The sequence below is a fragment of the Bradyrhizobium sp. Pha-3 genome, from assembly GCF_042258615.1.
Classification (GTDB): domain Bacteria; phylum Pseudomonadota; class Alphaproteobacteria; order Rhizobiales; family Xanthobacteraceae; genus Bradyrhizobium.
In genome coordinates, this window is the sequence record NZ_CP170152.1 from 4,045,285 (window position 1) to 4,061,965 (window position 16,681).

13 protein-coding genes are annotated in these 16,681 nt (G+C 65.2%); 5 read left to right on the top strand and 8 right to left on the bottom strand.

Going from position 1 to position 16,681, the window contains the following annotated elements; genetic code table 11:
- Nucleotides 1–5: 5 nt before the first annotated feature.
- Nucleotides 6–2,363 (bottom strand): Orn/Lys/Arg decarboxylase N-terminal domain-containing protein, encoded by a 2,358-nt coding sequence (locus tag ACE10Z_RS19035; RefSeq protein WP_375789275.1) that lies wholly within the window; start codon nt 2,361–2,363, stop codon nt 6–8.
- Between the two features lie 54 nt (nt 2,364–2,417).
- Between ACE10Z_RS19035 and ACE10Z_RS19040 the strand changes: the two genes are divergently transcribed.
- Nucleotides 2,418–2,570, top strand: coding sequence for a hypothetical protein (locus ACE10Z_RS19040; RefSeq protein WP_375789276.1), 153 nt, complete (start codon nt 2,418–2,420; stop codon nt 2,568–2,570).
- Between the two features lie 40 nt (nt 2,571–2,610).
- Here ACE10Z_RS19040 and ACE10Z_RS19045 read toward each other — a convergent pair whose 3' ends face one another.
- From ACE10Z_RS19045 to ACE10Z_RS19060, 4 genes are all read right to left on the bottom strand, one after another.
- A complete protein-coding gene (locus ACE10Z_RS19045; protein ID WP_375789277.1) occupies nt 2,611–3,033 on the bottom strand; it encodes a cupin domain-containing protein in 423 nt (140 codons plus the stop codon).
- 147 nt (nt 3,034–3,180) lie between these two features.
- Nucleotides 3,181–3,801, bottom strand: a complete 621-nt coding sequence (locus ACE10Z_RS19050) for a tetratricopeptide repeat protein (protein ID WP_375789278.1) — start codon at nt 3,799–3,801, stop codon at nt 3,181–3,183.
- A gap of 364 nt (nt 3,802–4,165) precedes the next feature.
- Nucleotides 4,166–5,899: an adenylate/guanylate cyclase domain-containing protein gene (locus tag ACE10Z_RS19055; protein WP_375789279.1), complete on the bottom strand. Its 1,734-nt coding sequence runs from the start codon at nt 5,897–5,899 to the stop codon at nt 4,166–4,168.
- A 129-nt stretch (nt 5,900–6,028) separates the two neighbouring features.
- Complete coding sequence (locus ACE10Z_RS19060) at nt 6,029–6,583, bottom strand: PAS domain-containing protein (RefSeq protein WP_342728322.1); 555 nt, start codon at nt 6,581–6,583, stop codon at nt 6,029–6,031.
- 509 nt (nt 6,584–7,092) lie between these two features.
- On the opposite strand from ACE10Z_RS19060, the gene ACE10Z_RS19065 reads away from it, so the two are divergent.
- Nucleotides 7,093–7,890 (top strand): rhomboid family intramembrane serine protease, encoded by a 798-nt coding sequence (locus ACE10Z_RS19065; RefSeq protein WP_375789280.1) that lies wholly within the window; start codon nt 7,093–7,095, stop codon nt 7,888–7,890.
- Between the two features lie 189 nt (nt 7,891–8,079).
- Nucleotides 8,080–8,508, top strand: a complete 429-nt coding sequence (locus ACE10Z_RS19070) for a CBS domain-containing protein (protein ID WP_342728324.1) — start codon at nt 8,080–8,082, stop codon at nt 8,506–8,508.
- 3 nt (nt 8,509–8,511) lie between these two features.
- Here the strand turns inward: ACE10Z_RS19070 and ACE10Z_RS19075 are convergent, their stop codons facing one another.
- On the bottom strand, nt 8,512–9,558 hold the full coding sequence (locus ACE10Z_RS19075; RefSeq protein ID WP_375789281.1) for a patatin-like phospholipase family protein: 1,047 nt from the start codon (nt 9,556–9,558) through the stop codon (nt 8,512–8,514).
- A 288-nt stretch (nt 9,559–9,846) separates the two neighbouring features.
- On the opposite strand from ACE10Z_RS19075, the gene ACE10Z_RS19080 reads away from it, so the two are divergent.
- A complete protein-coding gene (locus ACE10Z_RS19080) occupies nt 9,847–10,917 on the top strand; it encodes a hypothetical protein (protein ID WP_375789282.1) in 1,071 nt (356 codons plus the stop codon).
- 281 nt (nt 10,918–11,198) lie between these two features.
- Entirely contained in the window at nt 11,199–13,682 is a 2,484-nt protein-coding gene (locus ACE10Z_RS19085; RefSeq protein ID WP_375789283.1) for a putative bifunctional diguanylate cyclase/phosphodiesterase, read from the top strand.
- A gap of 108 nt (nt 13,683–13,790) precedes the next feature.
- On the opposite strand, the gene ACE10Z_RS19090 is transcribed toward ACE10Z_RS19085, so the two are convergent.
- Both ACE10Z_RS19090 and thrS read right to left on the bottom strand, forming a co-directional pair.
- A complete protein-coding gene (locus ACE10Z_RS19090) occupies nt 13,791–14,354 on the bottom strand; it encodes a nitroreductase (protein ID WP_375789284.1) in 564 nt (187 codons plus the stop codon).
- A gap of 84 nt (nt 14,355–14,438) precedes the next feature.
- Nucleotides 14,439–16,484, bottom strand: coding sequence for a threonine--tRNA ligase (thrS, locus tag ACE10Z_RS19095; RefSeq protein WP_375789285.1), 2,046 nt, complete (start codon nt 16,482–16,484; stop codon nt 14,439–14,441).
- Between the last annotated feature and the right edge of the window lie 197 nt (nt 16,485–16,681).

The following is a 16,681-nucleotide window of genomic DNA, read 5'->3' on the forward strand; positions in this document are numbered from 1 at the left end:
CTGGCCTATTCGGACACGACATAGGTGTAGAAGCGGACGCGGCCCGCGTCGTCGATCTCCTTGTAGATGCCCTGGACCTCGACCTCGAAGCCCGGGAACGCGTTGAAACTCGCCTCGAACATCCGCAAGTAATCGATCATCGGCTTGCTGCGTTCCGACAGCCGCTCGCCGGGCACGATGGTGGCGATGCCCGGCGGATAGACCACGAACGGCGTCGCGGCGATGCGGCCGAAGATCTGGTCGATCGGCAGATAGTCGACGTCGTTGCGGATCAGATATTGCGCCGCCTGGCGCGGCGACATCGCGATCTCGGGCAGATGTTCGGGCAGGAATTGCTTGGCCTGCAGCGTGCTGACGCCGCCGTCGCGGAAGAAGCGGTGCATGTCGCCGCAGAGATCGCGCAGCCGCACTCCGGTGTAGCGTTGCGGGCGGCGGCGGAAGAATTCAGGGATGACGTCCTCGACCAGCGCGTTGTCGTCGTGCAGCTTCTTGAAGGCGACGAGCCCGGACACCAGCGTGCCGGCCTTGCTGGCCTCGACGCCTGGTGTCAGCAGGAAGAGCAGGGAGTTGAGGTCGTTCTTCTCGGCGACGATCTGGTTCTCGCGCAGATATTGCGCGACGACGGGCGCGGGAATGCCGTGGTCCGCATAGGCGCCGGTGGCGTGGTCGAAGCCCGGCGTCAGCAAGGTGAGCTTGTTCGGGTCGGTCATGGCAAATCCCGCGGTCAACTCGGGGAAGCCGTGCCAGGTTTCGCCCGGGCTGAGCTGCCAATAGGACGGATTGGTCGCGAGCTGATCGGTCGAGATCGTCTCCCAGGCGACATTGTGCACGCCGTTCTCGCGCGCGACGTCCGGAATCATCACGCGGTCCGGCACGAACGGCTCGAAGAACCAGCGCCGCTCCGCGCGCGTCTCCTTCTCCTCGAACTCGCGCTTCACCGCGCGGATTTTCTTGCGCAGCTCGATGCCGAGCCGGATCGTGTCGTCCCACAGCACTTCGCCGGAGCGGCCCTTCATCATCTGCGCGCCGACGTCGAGCGAGGCGAAGATCGGATAGAACGGCGAGGTCGAGGCGTGCTGCATGAAGCTTTCGTTGAAGCGGCGGTGTTCGACCCGGCGCTTCTGGCCCTTGATGTGGCGGTCGCGGATGTGGATCTGCGAGGCCTGCGAGAAGCTCGCGAGCTGCTTGTGGGTCGATTGGGTGGCGATGATGCCGGGCGCCTCGGGACCGAGATTGGCGAGCCCCATCGCGAAGCGGCCGGCATAGATCGGGTGGAACTTCATGAAGCCGGCCCAGGCCTCGTCGAACAGGATGTAGTCGCAGAGATGGCCGATCTGCTTGAGGATCATCTCGGCCGAGTGGATGGTGCCGTCATAGGTGCACTGTTCGACCACGGCGACGCGGAACGGCCGCTCCTTCTTCCAGGCGTTCTCGTCCTTGACCAGCGGGTGCTTGCGGATCTGGTCGCGCAAGCTCCCCTCGTCGAGCAGGTCCCAGCGCATCGGGCCGATCAAGCCCCAGGCATTGCGCACCGTCGGCACATAGACCGGGATGCCGCCGCCGATCAGGAGCGCGCCGTGATGGGCGGCCTTGTGGTTGTTGCGGTCGAACAGCACGAGGTCGCCGTCGGTGACCAGCGAGCCAAGCGCCACCTTGTTGGAGGTCGAGGTGCCGTTGAGCACGAAATAGGTCTTCTCGGCGCCGAAGATCCGCGCCGCTTCCTTCTGCGCCTTCAGCGCCGGTCCCTCATGGGTGAGGAGGTCGCCGAGGTCGAGCACGGAATTGTCGAGGTCGTCGCGGAACACCGCCTCGCCGAGATGCTCGACGAACACCCGGCCGATCGGGCTGCGGCTGTAAAACACGCCGCCATTATGCCCCGGGCAGGTCCAGAGCTGGTTGCCTTCCTCGGCATAGTCGACCAGTGCGCCGAAGAACGGCGTCTTCAGGTTCTCGGCATACTGCTTCAGCCTGGAGATCAGGTTCTTGGCGATGAAGGACGGGGTTTCCTCGGACAGGAACACATAGCCGTCGATGAAATCGAGTACCTCGACCGGCAGGTCCTCGAACCGCTTTCGGCGGATCAGCAGGAGGATCGGGAAGTCGAGGCCGCGGCGGCGCATCAGGTTGATCAGCGCCGCGGTCTTGCCCTCGAGACCCTTCTTGCCCCAGTCGACCACCATGCAGCCGATCGCGGCATCGGTCTGCACCGCGATTTCGGCATCTTCCAGCTTGCGGGCGCGGACCACTTCGAAGCCGGAGCGTTCGATCTCGGTGATGATCTGGTTGAAGCGGATGCCTTCGAGGTCGTCGGCCTCGAAAACCGGCGCCGCGAACAGGAAGTTGAAGCGTTTGAAATAGTCCACGCGTGTCCCCGAAACTGGTCCGCTGAACCTGTCTGCACAATTCATGACAAAGAGATGACAATCCCGCTGCGACGCCAGGTGCCATGGCCAAAACGTTCGATCCGCGACGTCCAGGCCGCGATCAAGCATGTCGCTATGACCCCGATCAGCTACGGGCTAGTTGGCCGCGTAAAACTCGGCCTGCCGCTCGGCACGACGCGGTTCTGAGCAGGGCCGCCGGCGGTGTAAGCCTATTTTCGCGGCGCGGTCAGGAGGCGACCGGCACCAGGCCGTAGCGCAGCATCGTCTCTTTCATCCTGGCTGGATCGGGGGTGCCGCCTGCCATCAGTGCCGCCATGTCCTTGAAATATTGCGGTCCGAGCGCGCCGGGGCTCAGGAGGCAGAGGCAGGTCGCCGGACCGTTCGAGCGGTTGGTGAAGCCATGCACGACGCCACGCTTGATGAACACCGATTCGCCGGGCCCGATGTCGATCTCCTTGCCGTCGACCCGCCAGGTTGAGACGCCCGACAGCCCGTAGATCGTCTCGTCCCAGCTCTCGTGATAGTGGGGAATCGGCATCCGGGCATTCGGTTGCAACGTCATCTCGAACAGATCGACGCTGCCGCCGGTGGTCTCCTTGCTCTGCAGGAATTTGAGCTGCAACGTACCGAAATCGATCTGGTCGGGCATGACGGACTCGCAAATGGTTTGCGAGCCCACGATAGCGGACGGCGCGGCAGGAAGCCAACGGCGCGTACGGCCCGGACGCGCGAAGCGATATCCGGGCCGGGTCCAGTGATCCCGCACTCAGCTCATGCCGGCTCCGCGCCGGCGCGTTCAATAGACGAGGTTCGTACCCGGCGGCTTCTCCAGTGCCGCTGCCAGCGTGCGATACTCCTCGCAGTCGGTGCCACAGATATCGGCGATCCGCTGCAGATGATACTGCGCCTGGTCGCGGTTGCCCTGTTCGATCTGCCACAGGCCGTAGTAGTTCCACGTCAGCACGTGGTTCGGATCGGCCTTCAGCGCGCGCTCGTACCAGACCTGCGACTGCTTGTAGTCGCCGAGCTTGCGATAGGAGTAGCCGACCAGGTTGGCGACATCAGGATGATCGTCACGGCCGAGCGCGTGCAGCTGATCGATCGCGGCGGCGTAGTCGTTGCGTTCGTAGATCGTCGCATAGGCCGCGCGATAGCCGTCGCGGAATGCCGGGTCGTCGAAGCCGGATTGCTTGATCGGTTTCTTGACCCTGTGCGTGGTCTTTCTGTCCTTCGCTTGAGGATACGCCGGCGCAGGCGTGCCGTAGCTCGATCCGTAGAAGTCTCCGCCGCCTGCTCCTCCTCCACCGCCACCACCACCACCTCCGCCGGCGGCGATGGCGGTGTGCGGTGGGAACAGGACGATCGGCGCTGTCAGAAATGCCGCAAGCATTGCGAGCTTCATCGGTGACATGATCATGCGTACCTCCCGAATAGACGTGGACAGTCATTGCTCTGAAGCACTAACTCCCGATCGAGGAGAGCATTCCGCGCGCTTTGAAAAATTGTTTGCCGATGCGGCAATCGCACTGTCGCTTCCGGACGTCGCGCTTGCATGTGCGCCGAATGTTTTGTTTGCGCCATCGAACGGCGGAGTGGAAACTAACATCGGTGTTAGAATCGGGCCGGTCGCACAAGGGCAGTGTGAAGGGCAGGTCAGCGTCAATGCGTGTCGCCCGGATGAGCGAAGCGATATCCGGGATCGTTCTTTCCGCATGTCGCGGAGCCGGTCATCGGGCGCGCGCTTCGCGCGAGCCGTTGGCTCATGCGGGCTGCAAGTGTCGCTATTTCTGCTCCAGATGCCAGGCGCCGTCCCAGTCCGCTGCCGGCGGATCCTGCCTGAACGCTGCGACGCGCGCCTTCATCGTGATCGACGGGCCGTCGCCCGGCGCAGCAGCGAGCGCGGCCGCGAAAGCTTGCTCGGCGTCGTCCCAGCGGCGATCGCGATAGGCGGCGAGACCATCCGCGTAGCGCTGCCGCAACTCGGTCTGCGCCGGCGTCAGCTCGTCCTTCTTGCCGATGATCTCGAACACGGCGACCGGCTGGGTCTGGCCGACGGCGACAAGGCGGTCGATCTCGCGCAGCTCGATGGTCGCGGCGCAGGCGCTCGCGGTGGCTTCCGAGATCAGGCTGCGGCTGCCGTAGAACTTGTTGGCGCCTTCCAGCCGCGAGGCGAGGTTCACGGTGTCGCCGAGCACGGTGTAGCTCATCATGAATTCGGAGCCGATGCTGCCGACCAGCGCTTCACCGGTGGCGATGCCGATGCGAATGTCGCAATCGGCCGGGATTGCGCGCACGCCGAGCAGCTCGGGCAGATCCTTGCGCAGCTGGTTGACCTGGCCGATCATGTCGATGGCGGCAAGCGCGGCCAGATGGGTCTGCTCGGCTTCCTCGACGAAGGGGGCGCCCCAATAGGCCATGATGGCGTCGCCGATATATTTGTCGATGATGCCGCGATGCGCATGGACCGGCGCCGACATCGTCGACAGATAGAGGTTCATGATCTTGACGAGGCCGCGCGGCGTCACGCCTTCGCTCAGGCTGGTGAAGCCCTTCATGTCGCAGAACATCACCGTCATGATGCGGCGCTGTCCTTCGGTGGCGGCGATCGCCGGCTGCTCGAGCAGGCCCTCGGCGATCCGCGGGTTGATGTAGCGGCCGAACGTCTCGCGGATGCGCTGGTTGTGACGCAGCGTCTCGATCATGCGGTTGAAGGCGGCCGAGAGCTGGCCGATCTCGTCCTGGGTCGTGATCGCGATGGTGCCGTCGAGGCGGCCCGCCTCGACCTCGCGGGTGCCCTCCAGCAGTCGCATCACCGGGCGCGTGATGCCGCTGCCGACCAGCATCGCGAACACGAAACCGAGGATCGCGGCAATCGCGGTCACGACACCGGAGATGATGATCGCCCGCTGCTGGGCACTCATCACCTTCGCCGCGGCCGAGGCGACCTGAGCCAGCATGTCGGCGCGGATGCCCTCGATCTTGTTGCTGAAGTCGTCGCGCAGGATGTCGGCACGGAGCGTGGTCGCTTTCGCGGCCGCGAATTCCTGGGCATCGAGCTGGTCGAGCAGCGTCTTGTTCTCGGCGTTCAGCCGCATCAGGAGATCGTTGACGGCATTGTCGATGCGGTCATCGAGGCGTCCGAGAGCGGCATTGTCCGATGGCGTCGATGGATCGGCGATGATCGCATCGATCAGCACGCGCGCGGCATCGGCCTCGCGCTTGATCGCCGGCTCGATCTCGTCGAAGGTCTTGCGCGCCGCCGCGTAGCCGGCGTCTTCGCCAGGCGCCTGCATCCTCGCCATCATCATCCGGCGCATCGCCAGGGACCGCTCCAGCGAGCGGATGTTGACGCGGGCGAGATGGCCGTAAGCGGGGATGTAGCGGTTGGTCAGCTCATCCAGGAGATGGCCGACCTGGCCCGCCATCACCATGGACAGGAGCGAGGTGATCACCGCGAGGACGATCAGTCCTGCGGCAATGCCGACGATCTTCTGCCTGATCGAATTCCGAAACATGCCGAGCCCCGCCGCAGCTGCAACGAGCGGGTCACGCCCGCCACGGCGGCGAAACAGCTAATAGAGTTCCACGGCCCAGGGTGCAAGCGACCGGCGCCTGCGATCCCGCCGCAAGGGGAATGGAGGCGGCTAACGCAGCCCTTCGTAGACCATCAGGCCGCGCGCGATGGCGAGCTTGCGCAGGGTCCGCGGCACCAACCGCTCCTGGGGATGCAGGTAGCGCCACGAGGTCAGGACGAGGTCGTGCAGCCGGGTGACGTCGTCCTCGAACGGGGCGAGCAGGCCGGTCAGGCTCGCCGGCATATGGACACGGGCGGTGAAGGGCAGCAGCAGCAATTCAAGGTGCGCCTTGGAGCCGGTCTCGGTCGTGGCGGTGATGCCGGCGATGGCCGGCAGGGTCTCTTCGACGACACAGGTGATGATGTCTTCGATCTCACCGCGGCTCTCGCCGGTGAAAAGGGCGGAAAAGCTGCGGTTCTTGAGGTCGCAGCCGAGCAGGGCGGAGGTGCGGGTGCCGGCGACGCGGAACGGAAAGCGGGTCTCGCCGTCATAGGACAGCACGAAGATGTCGGACAGCAGTTCGCGCACCGCGGACGGTTCGAATTCACTCCGGTCGGGGGCACGCGCAGTGCCGCGCTTCGCATTCCAATAGGCGAAGAATTCGCGGCTGGAGCTGTGTTTCATCTGAAGAACCTTGCCCGGCACCTGGCTCGGCGGGACACATCTGTCCCGGTTTTGCTCAGGCGCCTTCCCTTCTCTGTTGTGCAGGGAAGGCTGTGCAGCGTCCATGCCGTGGCCGCGGTTTGGACGGCTTATCGGCAGCTTTGTGTTGTTAACGTAAATTTAACTATGTCCTTGGCGTCGGTGGAACCTGCGGGTAGGGTCCGCGCGTTCCCGTTCGCCGGCTGCCCCAAGCGCCGGCGTGGTTGGTACACAGGTGGCCTCAAACAGTTTGGTCAGCGTGCGGGGAGGGGTGGGGATGTTCTCCCGATCCCTCTCTCTGGGGCACGAGAAGACCAATCGATCAGGGAGGGCGTTCTCAGCGCCCTCCCTTTATCTTTTGTCCCGACCGCTTCCGTCTCGATTGCTGCGCCGCGCGACACCCGGTGTCCGATTTCGGGATTGTGCACTTGCACAGCGGTATGAAAGCCGCCTATCTGGGATTCACAGCCGCGTGCGAGGTCTCTGACCCCTTGGACTCCCATCCCGAATCCCCGCTCGAGCCGCCGCCGGAGGCGCCGCGCGAGCCGATCCTGACCTTGCCGCCGGCGCTCACCGCCTACGTCCTCCTGATCGCGGTGATCCATCTACGGGTGCTGCTGCCGCCGGAGATGGAAAACTGGACCATCGATGTCTTCGGCTTCATCCCGAAGCGCTACGACTCGACGCTGCTCGACATCACCTTCCCGGGCGGGGACGGCGCCAAGGTCTGGACCTTCGTCACCTATTCGCTGCTGCATGCCAACCTCACGCATATCGGCTTCAACGTGCTGTGGCTGCTGCCGTTCGGCAGCGCGCTGGCGCGGCGCTTCGGCGCGGTGCGCTTCTTTGTCTTCATGGCGGTGACGGCGGCCGCCGGCGCGCTCGCGCATCTGTTGACCCATGAGCACGCCATTGCACCGATGATCGGCGCGTCGGCCTCGGTGTCGGGGACGATGGCTGCGGCGATGCGCTTCGCCTTTGTGAAGGGCAGCTTCCTGTCGTTCAGCCGCGGCGATGCCGATGCGGCCGCCAAGGTGCCTGCGCTGTCGCTGTGGCGGGCGCTGCGCAACGGGCGGGTGCTCGCGTTCCTGGCAATCTGGTTCGGCGTCAATATCCTGTTCGGCGCCACCTCGCTGTCGCTCGGTGCCGAGGACGCGAGCGTCGCCTGGCAGGCGCATATCGGCGGCTTCCTCGCCGGGCTGTTGCTGTTCTCGCTGTTCGATCCGATTCCGCGCGCGCGAGACGATGCTGCGGATGCGTCGTCGGTGGACCAGTCCGGCCGCGTCTGATCGCCGCTTGCGGCTCGGTTCGAATTCCATCATCATCTTTGCGACACAGAACAAAGCGGGCCGACACGTCGAGCCCAGCTACCGACCGCGCCCCCGGAACCGAAATCGGCGCGGAACTGTTGATTGAAGACTCTGGCGAACAGGCTCGGCCCCGCTGAAGCGGGCGCGAGCGGATTCAGGGAGGCGGCAATGACGGTACGTTCCATTCTCGATGCAAAGGGCCATCAGGTCATGAGCGTCGCGCCCGGCGCGAAGCTCTCGGCCGCGGTCAAACTGCTCGGCGAGCGCAAGATCGGCGCCGTGCTGGTGATCGAGCAGGGCCGGATGGAAGGCATCCTGTCGGAGCGCGACATCGTGCGCGTGCTCTCAGAGCGCGGCGCGGGCGTGCTGGACGAACCGGTGAGCGCGGTGATGACCAAGAAGGTCGTGAGTTGCCGCGAGTCCGATACGGTCAGCGGCCTGATGGAGATGATGACCACCGGCAAGTTCCGCCACCTCCCTGTCGTCGAGGACGGCAAGGTGGTCGGGCTGATCTCGATCGGCGACGTCGTCAAGCGCCGCGTGCAGGAATATGAGCACGAGCAGGAAGCGCTGCGCGACTATATCAAGACCGCCTGAGCGCTATTTCCCGGTGGTGCCCGCGCCGTTGGACGGCGGCACCAGGATATCGATCGCTTCCTCGATCGCGCCGATGGCGCGTTCGGCCGCGCGGATGCCGTGTGCGATCAGGTCGTCGGCGCGGTGGAAGTCGAACCAGCCGATCTGACCGACGCGGGGCGAGATCAGCATGTCGGGCGGATCGCCGGCGAGGCGCGCACGGGTGATGCGGTCCTGCATGATGTTGAAGGCGTCGACCATGACGCTCGAGATCCCGGGCCGGCTGGCGCTGCCGAAAAACTCCCGCTTCACGGTCCGTTCGGCAGAGAAGAAGCGGCCGAACCGCCGCTTCGGAGGTTCCGGCTCGATCTCTGCCTCGGCAGTCACCGCGACCGTCACCTCGGGCGCGGCGGACGGCCCGTGATTGTAGATCGTGGTCGAGTGCGCGAACACGTCGCTGGAGAGGTTCGCCGCAATGACGATCTCGGCGCCGAGGGCGCGGGCGGCCGAAACCGGCACCGGATTGACCAGCGCACCGTCGACCAGCCAGCGGTCGCCGATCAGCACCGGCGCGAAGATGCCCGGCAGGGCGTAGGAGGCGCGCATCGCGTCGACCACGCGGCCCTGGGTCAGCCAGATCTCGTGCCCGGTGCGGACTTCGGTCGCGACGCTGGCGAACTTGACCGCGAGGTCCTCGATCATGACCTGGCCCAGCGCCGCCTCGATCTCGGCGGCGAGCTTGGTGCCGCCGATCAGGCCGGAGCCGTTGAGGCGGATGTCGAGGTAGCCGAGCACGCTGCGCGGCTGCAGGCTGCGGGCCCACTGCTCCAGCTTGTCGATATGGCCGGCCGCATAGGCGCCGCCGACCACGGAGCCGATCGAGGTGCCGACCACGACGTTGGGGACGATGCCATGGGCGAGCAGGGTCTTGATGATGCCGATATGGGCAAAGCCGCGCGCGGCACCCCCGCCGAGCGCAAGCCCGATCACCGGGCGGCGAACCGTTCCCAGTCCTACCTTGTCGGGGCCGTCGGAGCTCTTCTGGCCTCGGCCCATCCAGCTATCCAACACGACAAATCTCCTGCCAGCACGAGACTAGGCCGCGCGGCACGGCTACGCCAGCGTCGTCCGGTTTCATGGTTATTCCCCACAGGCATGATTCATGCCCCGGGTGGACCGCGGTAGGCAGGGAATGTGACTGGACCGCGACGATAGGGCTAACATCGGCTTGATCGAGCGGTTCCAAAGGGGGACGGCGCCCCCCGCGACTGTGACAAAGCCTTGGACGCCCCTCGGATCCCCTTGGATCCCCTTGGACGAAGGCTTGAATTTGCCGCGTTTTCGTTGAAAAGCATGGTGATGACTTCGAGGGGCAACGGCATCGGCGGATGCGGGCGGGGCACGCGGCTCCTTCCGCTATTGACGCTTGCGGCATTTTTGCTCGCCCTGATCCCGACTTCCGTGTCGGCGCAGTTCTTCAGCGACCGGCCGCCGCCGATCCCACCGGCCTCGGTTCCGGACGTACCGTCCGGCCCGGCGCTCAATTTGGCGCCGCCGTCCGGGCCCGGCTCGGGGCCCGTTCTGCCCGGTCCGCTGAACCAGCCGACCATCGTCCAGCCGTCCATTGCGACCGTGCCTCCCGTAACACCGCCGGCCGGCTCGCCGACCGCCGGGCAGGCGGTGCTGTCGCTGACGGCGCGGTACGGGAAGGACCTTCCGGTGATCAATGCCGGGCTGGTATGGCGGGTGTTCGCCGACAAGCCGGATGACAACGGCACTTACAAGCTGATCCGCGAGGAGCGCGGGGCGACGCCCAACGTCGTGCTGCCGCCCGGCAACTATGTCGTCCATGTCGCGCTCGGCCTCGTCAGCGCGGTACGCGCCGTCAGCCTGAAGTCGGAGACCGACCGCGAGTCCTTCGTGCTGCCGGCCGGGGGCCTGCGGATCGAAGGCCGGGTCGGCTCCAGCAAGATCCCGGCCAACCAGATTTCATTCGCGATCTACAAGGGCAGCCAGTTCGACGGCTCCGATCGTGGCCCTCTGGTGCCCAACGTGTCCGCCGGCGACGTCGCGCTGCTGCCGGAGGGCACCTACTACATCGTCTCCAACTATGGTGACGCCAACTCGGTGGTGCGCTCCGATATTCGCGTCGCGGCGGGCAAGCTGACCGACGTCACCGTCACGCATCGCGCGGCCGTCATCACCCTCAAGCTGGTTAGCGAGAAGGGCGGGGAAGCACTCGCCAACACCGCATGGTCGGTGATCACGCCGGGCGGCGACGTGATCAAGGAATCGATCGGCGCGTTCCCGCGCGTCGTGCTCTCCGAAGGCGAGTATCGTGCGATCGCCAAGAACGAGGGCAAGGTGTTCGAGCGTCCCTTCAACGTCGTCAACGGCGTCGATGGCGAAGTCGAGGTCGTGGCGCGCTGACGCCCGACCGAATTGCATTTCATGCAACCGTCATAGTCTCTAACGTGAACTAACCATCGCGCGAACTTAAGCCGTCATAATCGCTGGCGGCGGCGCACGGCATCGCTATTTTTACATGGCGTTAAGCCGCGGCATGACTTGGATGCCACGGGGACTAAAGCGCGCTGAGTTCACGTTGTGTCGTCATCGCGCCTTGGCTTTTTGCTTGAGCAGGATCTTCTCGGAAAGCCGCTTCACACTTTCCAGATCATGCGCAGGCGTTTGCGTGAACGGGGCGTGCCATGATCATGGCCAACAAGAAATCAGCAAAGACATCGGCCAAGTTCAGTTCCGAGATGTTCGCCGACGTTCCGGTTCTGCAACGCAAGTGGCAGGCGGCGGTCCGTCCCGGTGAGAAGCTGCCGCATTATGAAGACGTGATGCTCGGCAGCCTCGGCCGGCTCGCGGATCACATCGTGCTGCTGCGGAACGTCGACGGCGTGCTCAGCGTCTCGCACACCGGCCGCTACGTCCAGACCTGGCTGAACGACGAGCGCTGGGACATTCCGCTCAGCGCGCTGCCGCCGGACTGCGCGACGGCATTGACCGAAGCCGCTGCGAATGCGCGCGAGAACTGCCGGCCCTATCTCGCGTCGGCGCATTGCGTGCGCGACGGTCTGGTACGGACCTTCGACGTGCTGGCGCTGCCGACGCGGTCGCGCTGGGGCGGCATCCTGGTCGGCGTCTATGTCAACGAGCGCAATGCGCAGTACAATCTTCTCGATACGATCTTCTCGGCCACCGACGAGGGCGTGCTGTCGCTCGCCGCGATCCGCGACGCGCGGGGCGAGGCGGCCGACTTCCAGATCGTGCATCTCAACCAGGGTGCCGCAAGGCTCCTGATGCAGCCCGCGACCGAATTGCTGTGGCGCCGGCTCAGCGCCGGCGGCAATCCGCTTGCGGCGCCGGCGGTGATGAACTGCCTGCGCGGATTCGTCGGCAATGGTCCTGGCGGCCAGTTCGAGATCGACAGCGGCGATCGCTGCCTGCGGCTCGGCGTCACGGCGTTCGGCGACATGCTGTCGCTGACCTTCTCCGACGTCACCGCGCTGAAGCAGCGCGAACTGTCGTTCCGCCTGCTGTTCGAGAACAACCCGATGCCGATGTGGGTGTTCGACGCCGGCACGATGGAGTTCCTCAGCGTCAACGACGCGGCCGTTCAGCACTACGGATACAGCCGCGACAGATTTCTCGACATGACGCTGCGCCAGATCTGGCCGGAGGATGAGTGGGGTGCGCACAGCGCCGCCTTGCGCGAGGTCGGCGACGTCTACCAATCGAGCCGCGACTGGCGGCACATCAGGGCCGACGGCACCGAGATCCACGTGCTGACCTTCGGACGCAGGGTGGCGTTCGAGGGCCGCGATGGCTATCTGGTCGCGGTGGTCGACATCACCGAACGCCGTGCCGCCGAAGCGCGGATCGCGCACATGGCGCATCACGACGGTCTCACAAACCTGCCGAACCGCGACTTCTACCAGGAGCGCCTGCGCGAGGCGCTTGAGCGCAGCCGGTCCGGCAACAGGCGGGTCGCTGTGATGTGCATCGATCTCGATCTGTTCAAGAACGTCAACGACTCCTTCGGACACCCGATGGGCGACCGGCTGCTCAAGCTGGTGGCGGAGCGGCTGCGCGAGGTGGTCCGCGACGACAATGTGGCGGCCCGCCTAGGGGGCGACGAGTTCGCGATCGTGCTCGCCGCCGACGTCTCGCCGAACGAAGCGAGCGGCTTTGCCGAGCGGCTGATCGATGTGCTGAGTGCGCCCTACAAGATCGACGGGCTCGAAGTCGTGGTCGGCGCCAGCATCGGGATCGCGCTGTCGCCGGGCGACGGCACGACGTCGGAAGAACTGCTGCGCAACGCGGACATGGCGCTGTACCGCGCCAAGTCCGATGGCGGCGGCGTCCATCATTTCTTCGAAGCCGCGATGAACGAGCAGGCACAGAAGCGCCGCGACATGGAGCGCGATCTGCGCGCGGCCTTCAGCAACGGCGAATTCGAGCTGCACTACCAGCCGCTGGTCGATATCGCCGCCGACCGCATCAGTGGCTTCGAGTCGCTGCTGCGGTGGCAGCACCCGCAGAAGGGCATGGTCTCGCCCGCGGAGTTCATTCCGGTTGCGGAAGACATCGGTCTGATCGTCGCGCTCGGCGAATGGGTCCTGCGCGAAGCCTGCGCCGAGGCGATGAAGTGGCCCGCCGACGTCAAGGTTGCGGTCAATCTGTCGCCGGTGCAGTTCCGCAGCCGCAATCTGGTCCAGGCCGTGATCTCGGCACTGGCGCATTCCGGCCTGTCGGCGCGCCGGCTCGAGCTCGAGATCACCGAATCGGTGTTTTTGGCGGAGACCGAGGCCAACCTCGCGATCCTGCACCAGCTCCGCGAGCTCGGCGTCAGCATCTCGATGGACGATTTCGGCACCGGCTATTCCAGCCTGAGCTATCTGCGCAGCTTCCCGTTCGACAAGATTAAGATCGACCGCTCCTTCGTGAAGGATCTGGCGCGGCGCTCCGACTGCCTCGCGATCGTGCGCGCGATCTCGGGCCTCGGCCGCAGCCTCAAGATCACCACGACTGCGGAAGGGGTCGAGACGACGGACCAGCTCGACTGGCTGCGCGCCGAAGGCTGCAACGAGGTGCAGGGGTTCCTGTTCAGCGCGGCGAGGCCCGGGCACGAGATCGCGGCCTTGCTGAGCGGCTTTGCGGAGCGGGCGTCGAAGGCGGCGTGAAACTCCACCCGTCATGGCCGGGCTCGACCCGGCCATCCATCACTCTTCAGAAGAGTCTTTCGGTGGATGGATTGCCGGGTCAAGCCCGGCGATGACAGGTCTACGGTTTCAAAACCGCGTCACGATATCCGACAGTGCCGGGCGCGGGCGGTCCTCGCTCGGCTTGGTCGGCGTTCCGATATGAATCAGGCCGACGAGCTTCTCGTCCGGCTTCAGGCCGAGACCGTCGAGCACGTCGCGGTCGAAGACAAACCAGCCGGTCAGCCAGCAGGCGCCGTAGCCGAGTGCGGTCGCCGCGGTGACAATGTTCATCGCGCTCGCGCCGGCCGACAATTCCTGCTCCCACGGCGGCACCTTTGGGTGCGGCTTGGTGAAGGAGACCACGCCGATCACCAGCGGCGCATCGCTCAGGCGCTTCCTCTCGACCTCGATGTCAGTGGCGGGAGCGCCGGGATTCTTGCGGGCAAACACCTTCGCGATCACGTCGCCGGCGCGGGCGCGGGCGTCCCCCTCGAACACGATGAAGCGCCAAGGCGTGAGCTTGCCGTGGTCGGGCACGCGCGAACCGATCGTCAGGATGGTCTCGAGCTCGGCCGCGGACGGGCCGGGGCCGGTCATCTCGCGCGGTTTCATCGAGCGGCGCGTCTTCAGGAGTTCAATGGCATCGGGCACGGAAATGTCCTTCAAGTGGAGTCGTGCCCCCAAGATGGGGGCACGACCAAGCCAGCGAAAGCCAGTTTAGACCGATTGTGAAGATCAGGCGACGGATCGCGCCCGTTTCACGTCCGGCGGTGTCGCTTCATCCACCAGTGCGGCGATCGCTTCATCGGTCGGCATCACGGTCTGGCGCTCGCTGCCGAGCCGGCGGACCGAGACCGAATGCGTCTCGGCTTCCTTCTTGCCGACGACCAGCAGGGCCGGGATCTTGGCCAGCGAGTGCTCGCGGACCTTGTAGTTGATCTTCTCGTTGCGCAGGTCGATCTCGACGCGCAGGCCAGCGCGGCGCGCCGCGGCCGCCACCACCTTGGCGTACTCGTCGCCCTCGGAGGTGATGGTCGTGACCACGAGCTGGGTCGGCGCCAGCCAGAGCGGGAAGTTGCCGGCGTAGTGCTCGATCAGGATGCCGATGAAGCGCTCCATCGAGCCGCAGATCGCGCGGTGCACCATGACCGGCGCCTTCTTCGAGCCGTCGTGATCGATGTAGAACGCGCCGAAGCGTTCCGGCAGGTTGAAGTCGACCTGCGTCGTGCCGCACTGCCAGTCGCGGCCGATGGCATCGCGCAGAACATATTCGAACTTCGGCCCGTAGAACGCGCCTTCGCCCGGGTTGATCTCGGTGCGGATCCGGTTGCTGCCCTTGGCCTTGATCTCCGACAGCACGGTCGCCATCACGCGCTCGGCGTGATCCCACATCTCGTCGGTGCCGACCCGCTTCTCGGGCCGCGTCGAGAGCTTGACCGTGAGCTCGCCGTCGAAGCCGAAATCGGCATAGGTCGACAGGATCAGCTCGTTGATCTTGAGACACTCATCGGCGAGCTGCTGTTCGGTGCAGAACACGTGGGCGTCGTCCTGGGTGAAACCGCGCACCCGCATCAGGCCGTGCATCGCGCCCGACGGCTCGTAGCGATGCACCACGCCGAACTCGGCGAGCCGCAAGGGCAGGTCGCGGTAGCTCTTCAGCCCATGCTTGAATATCTGCACGTGGCCCGGGCAGTTCATCGGCTTCAGCGCGAACCAGCGCTTGTCCTCGGCCTCGTCGCCGGCGGATTGCGCCGCGAACATGTTCTCGCGGTACCAGTCCCAGTGGCCCGAGGTCTCCCACAGCACCTTGTCGAGGATCTGCGGCGCATTGACCTCACTGTAGTCGCCGAGCAGCCGGCGCCGCATATAGGCGATCAGCTGCTGGAAGATGGTCCAGCCCTTCGGGTGCCAGAACACCACGCCGGGGCCTTCTTCCTGGAAGTGGAACAGGTCGAGCTCGCGGCCGAGCTTGCGGTGGTCGCGCTTCTCGGCTTCCTCGATCTGCTTGAGGTAGGCGTCGAGATCTTCCTGCCTGGCGAATGCCGTGCCGTAGATGCGGGTCAGCATCGGATTGTTGGAATCGCCGCGCCAATAGGCGCCGGCCACCTTCATCAGCTTGAAGGCGTTGCCGATCTTGCCGGTCGAGGTCATGTGCGGGCCGCGGCAGAGATCGAACCAGTCGCCCTGGAAATAGATCTTGATCGGCTCGTTGCCGGGAATCGCGTCGACCAGCTCGACCTTGAAGGCCTCGCCCTTGTCGCGGAACACCTGCTTGGTCTTCTCGCGGTCCCAGACCTCCTTGGTGAACGGCTTGTCGCGCGCGACGATCTCGCGCATCCGCTTCTCGATGGCGGCAAAATCTTCCGGGGTGAACGGCTCATTGCGGAAGAAGTCGTAGTAGAAGCCGTTCTCGATCACCGGACCGATCGTGACCTGTGTGCCCGGCCACAGCGACTGCACGGCTTCGGCGAGCACGTGCGCGGCATCGTGCCGGATCAGTTCCAGCGCGCGGGGGTCTTCACGGTTGATCAACTCGATCTTGGCGTCGGCTTCGATCGAATCGTTGAGGTCGGCGAGCGTGCCGTCGAGCGCCATCGCGACGGTGCGCTTGGCGAGCGAGGGCGAAATGCCTTTGGCGATGTCGAGGCCGGTCGTCCCTCTCGGGAAATCGCGCCTCGCTCCATCAGGGAAGGTGAGGGCGATTTTGTTCACGGGTTCTGCAGGTTTGAGGTTAGAGAGGCTGTATTGGAATCCGGACTCGGATTTGGGCGTGTCTGCCATCGATGTCTCCTGTAGCTCACTCCTGCGAACGAGCGCAGGTAAGCGGAAAGCAGCGGTATAGCAGGGGATTTGACGCCTGCAATCCGGCAATATCAAGAAAATGGGGCCCCCGGCCGCACCCATTCGAGAGAAGCTCGCCTGCATCTGGCGGCACCAAGCGTTGCGACGCTGCCGATCATCGTTTAACGTCGAATGTC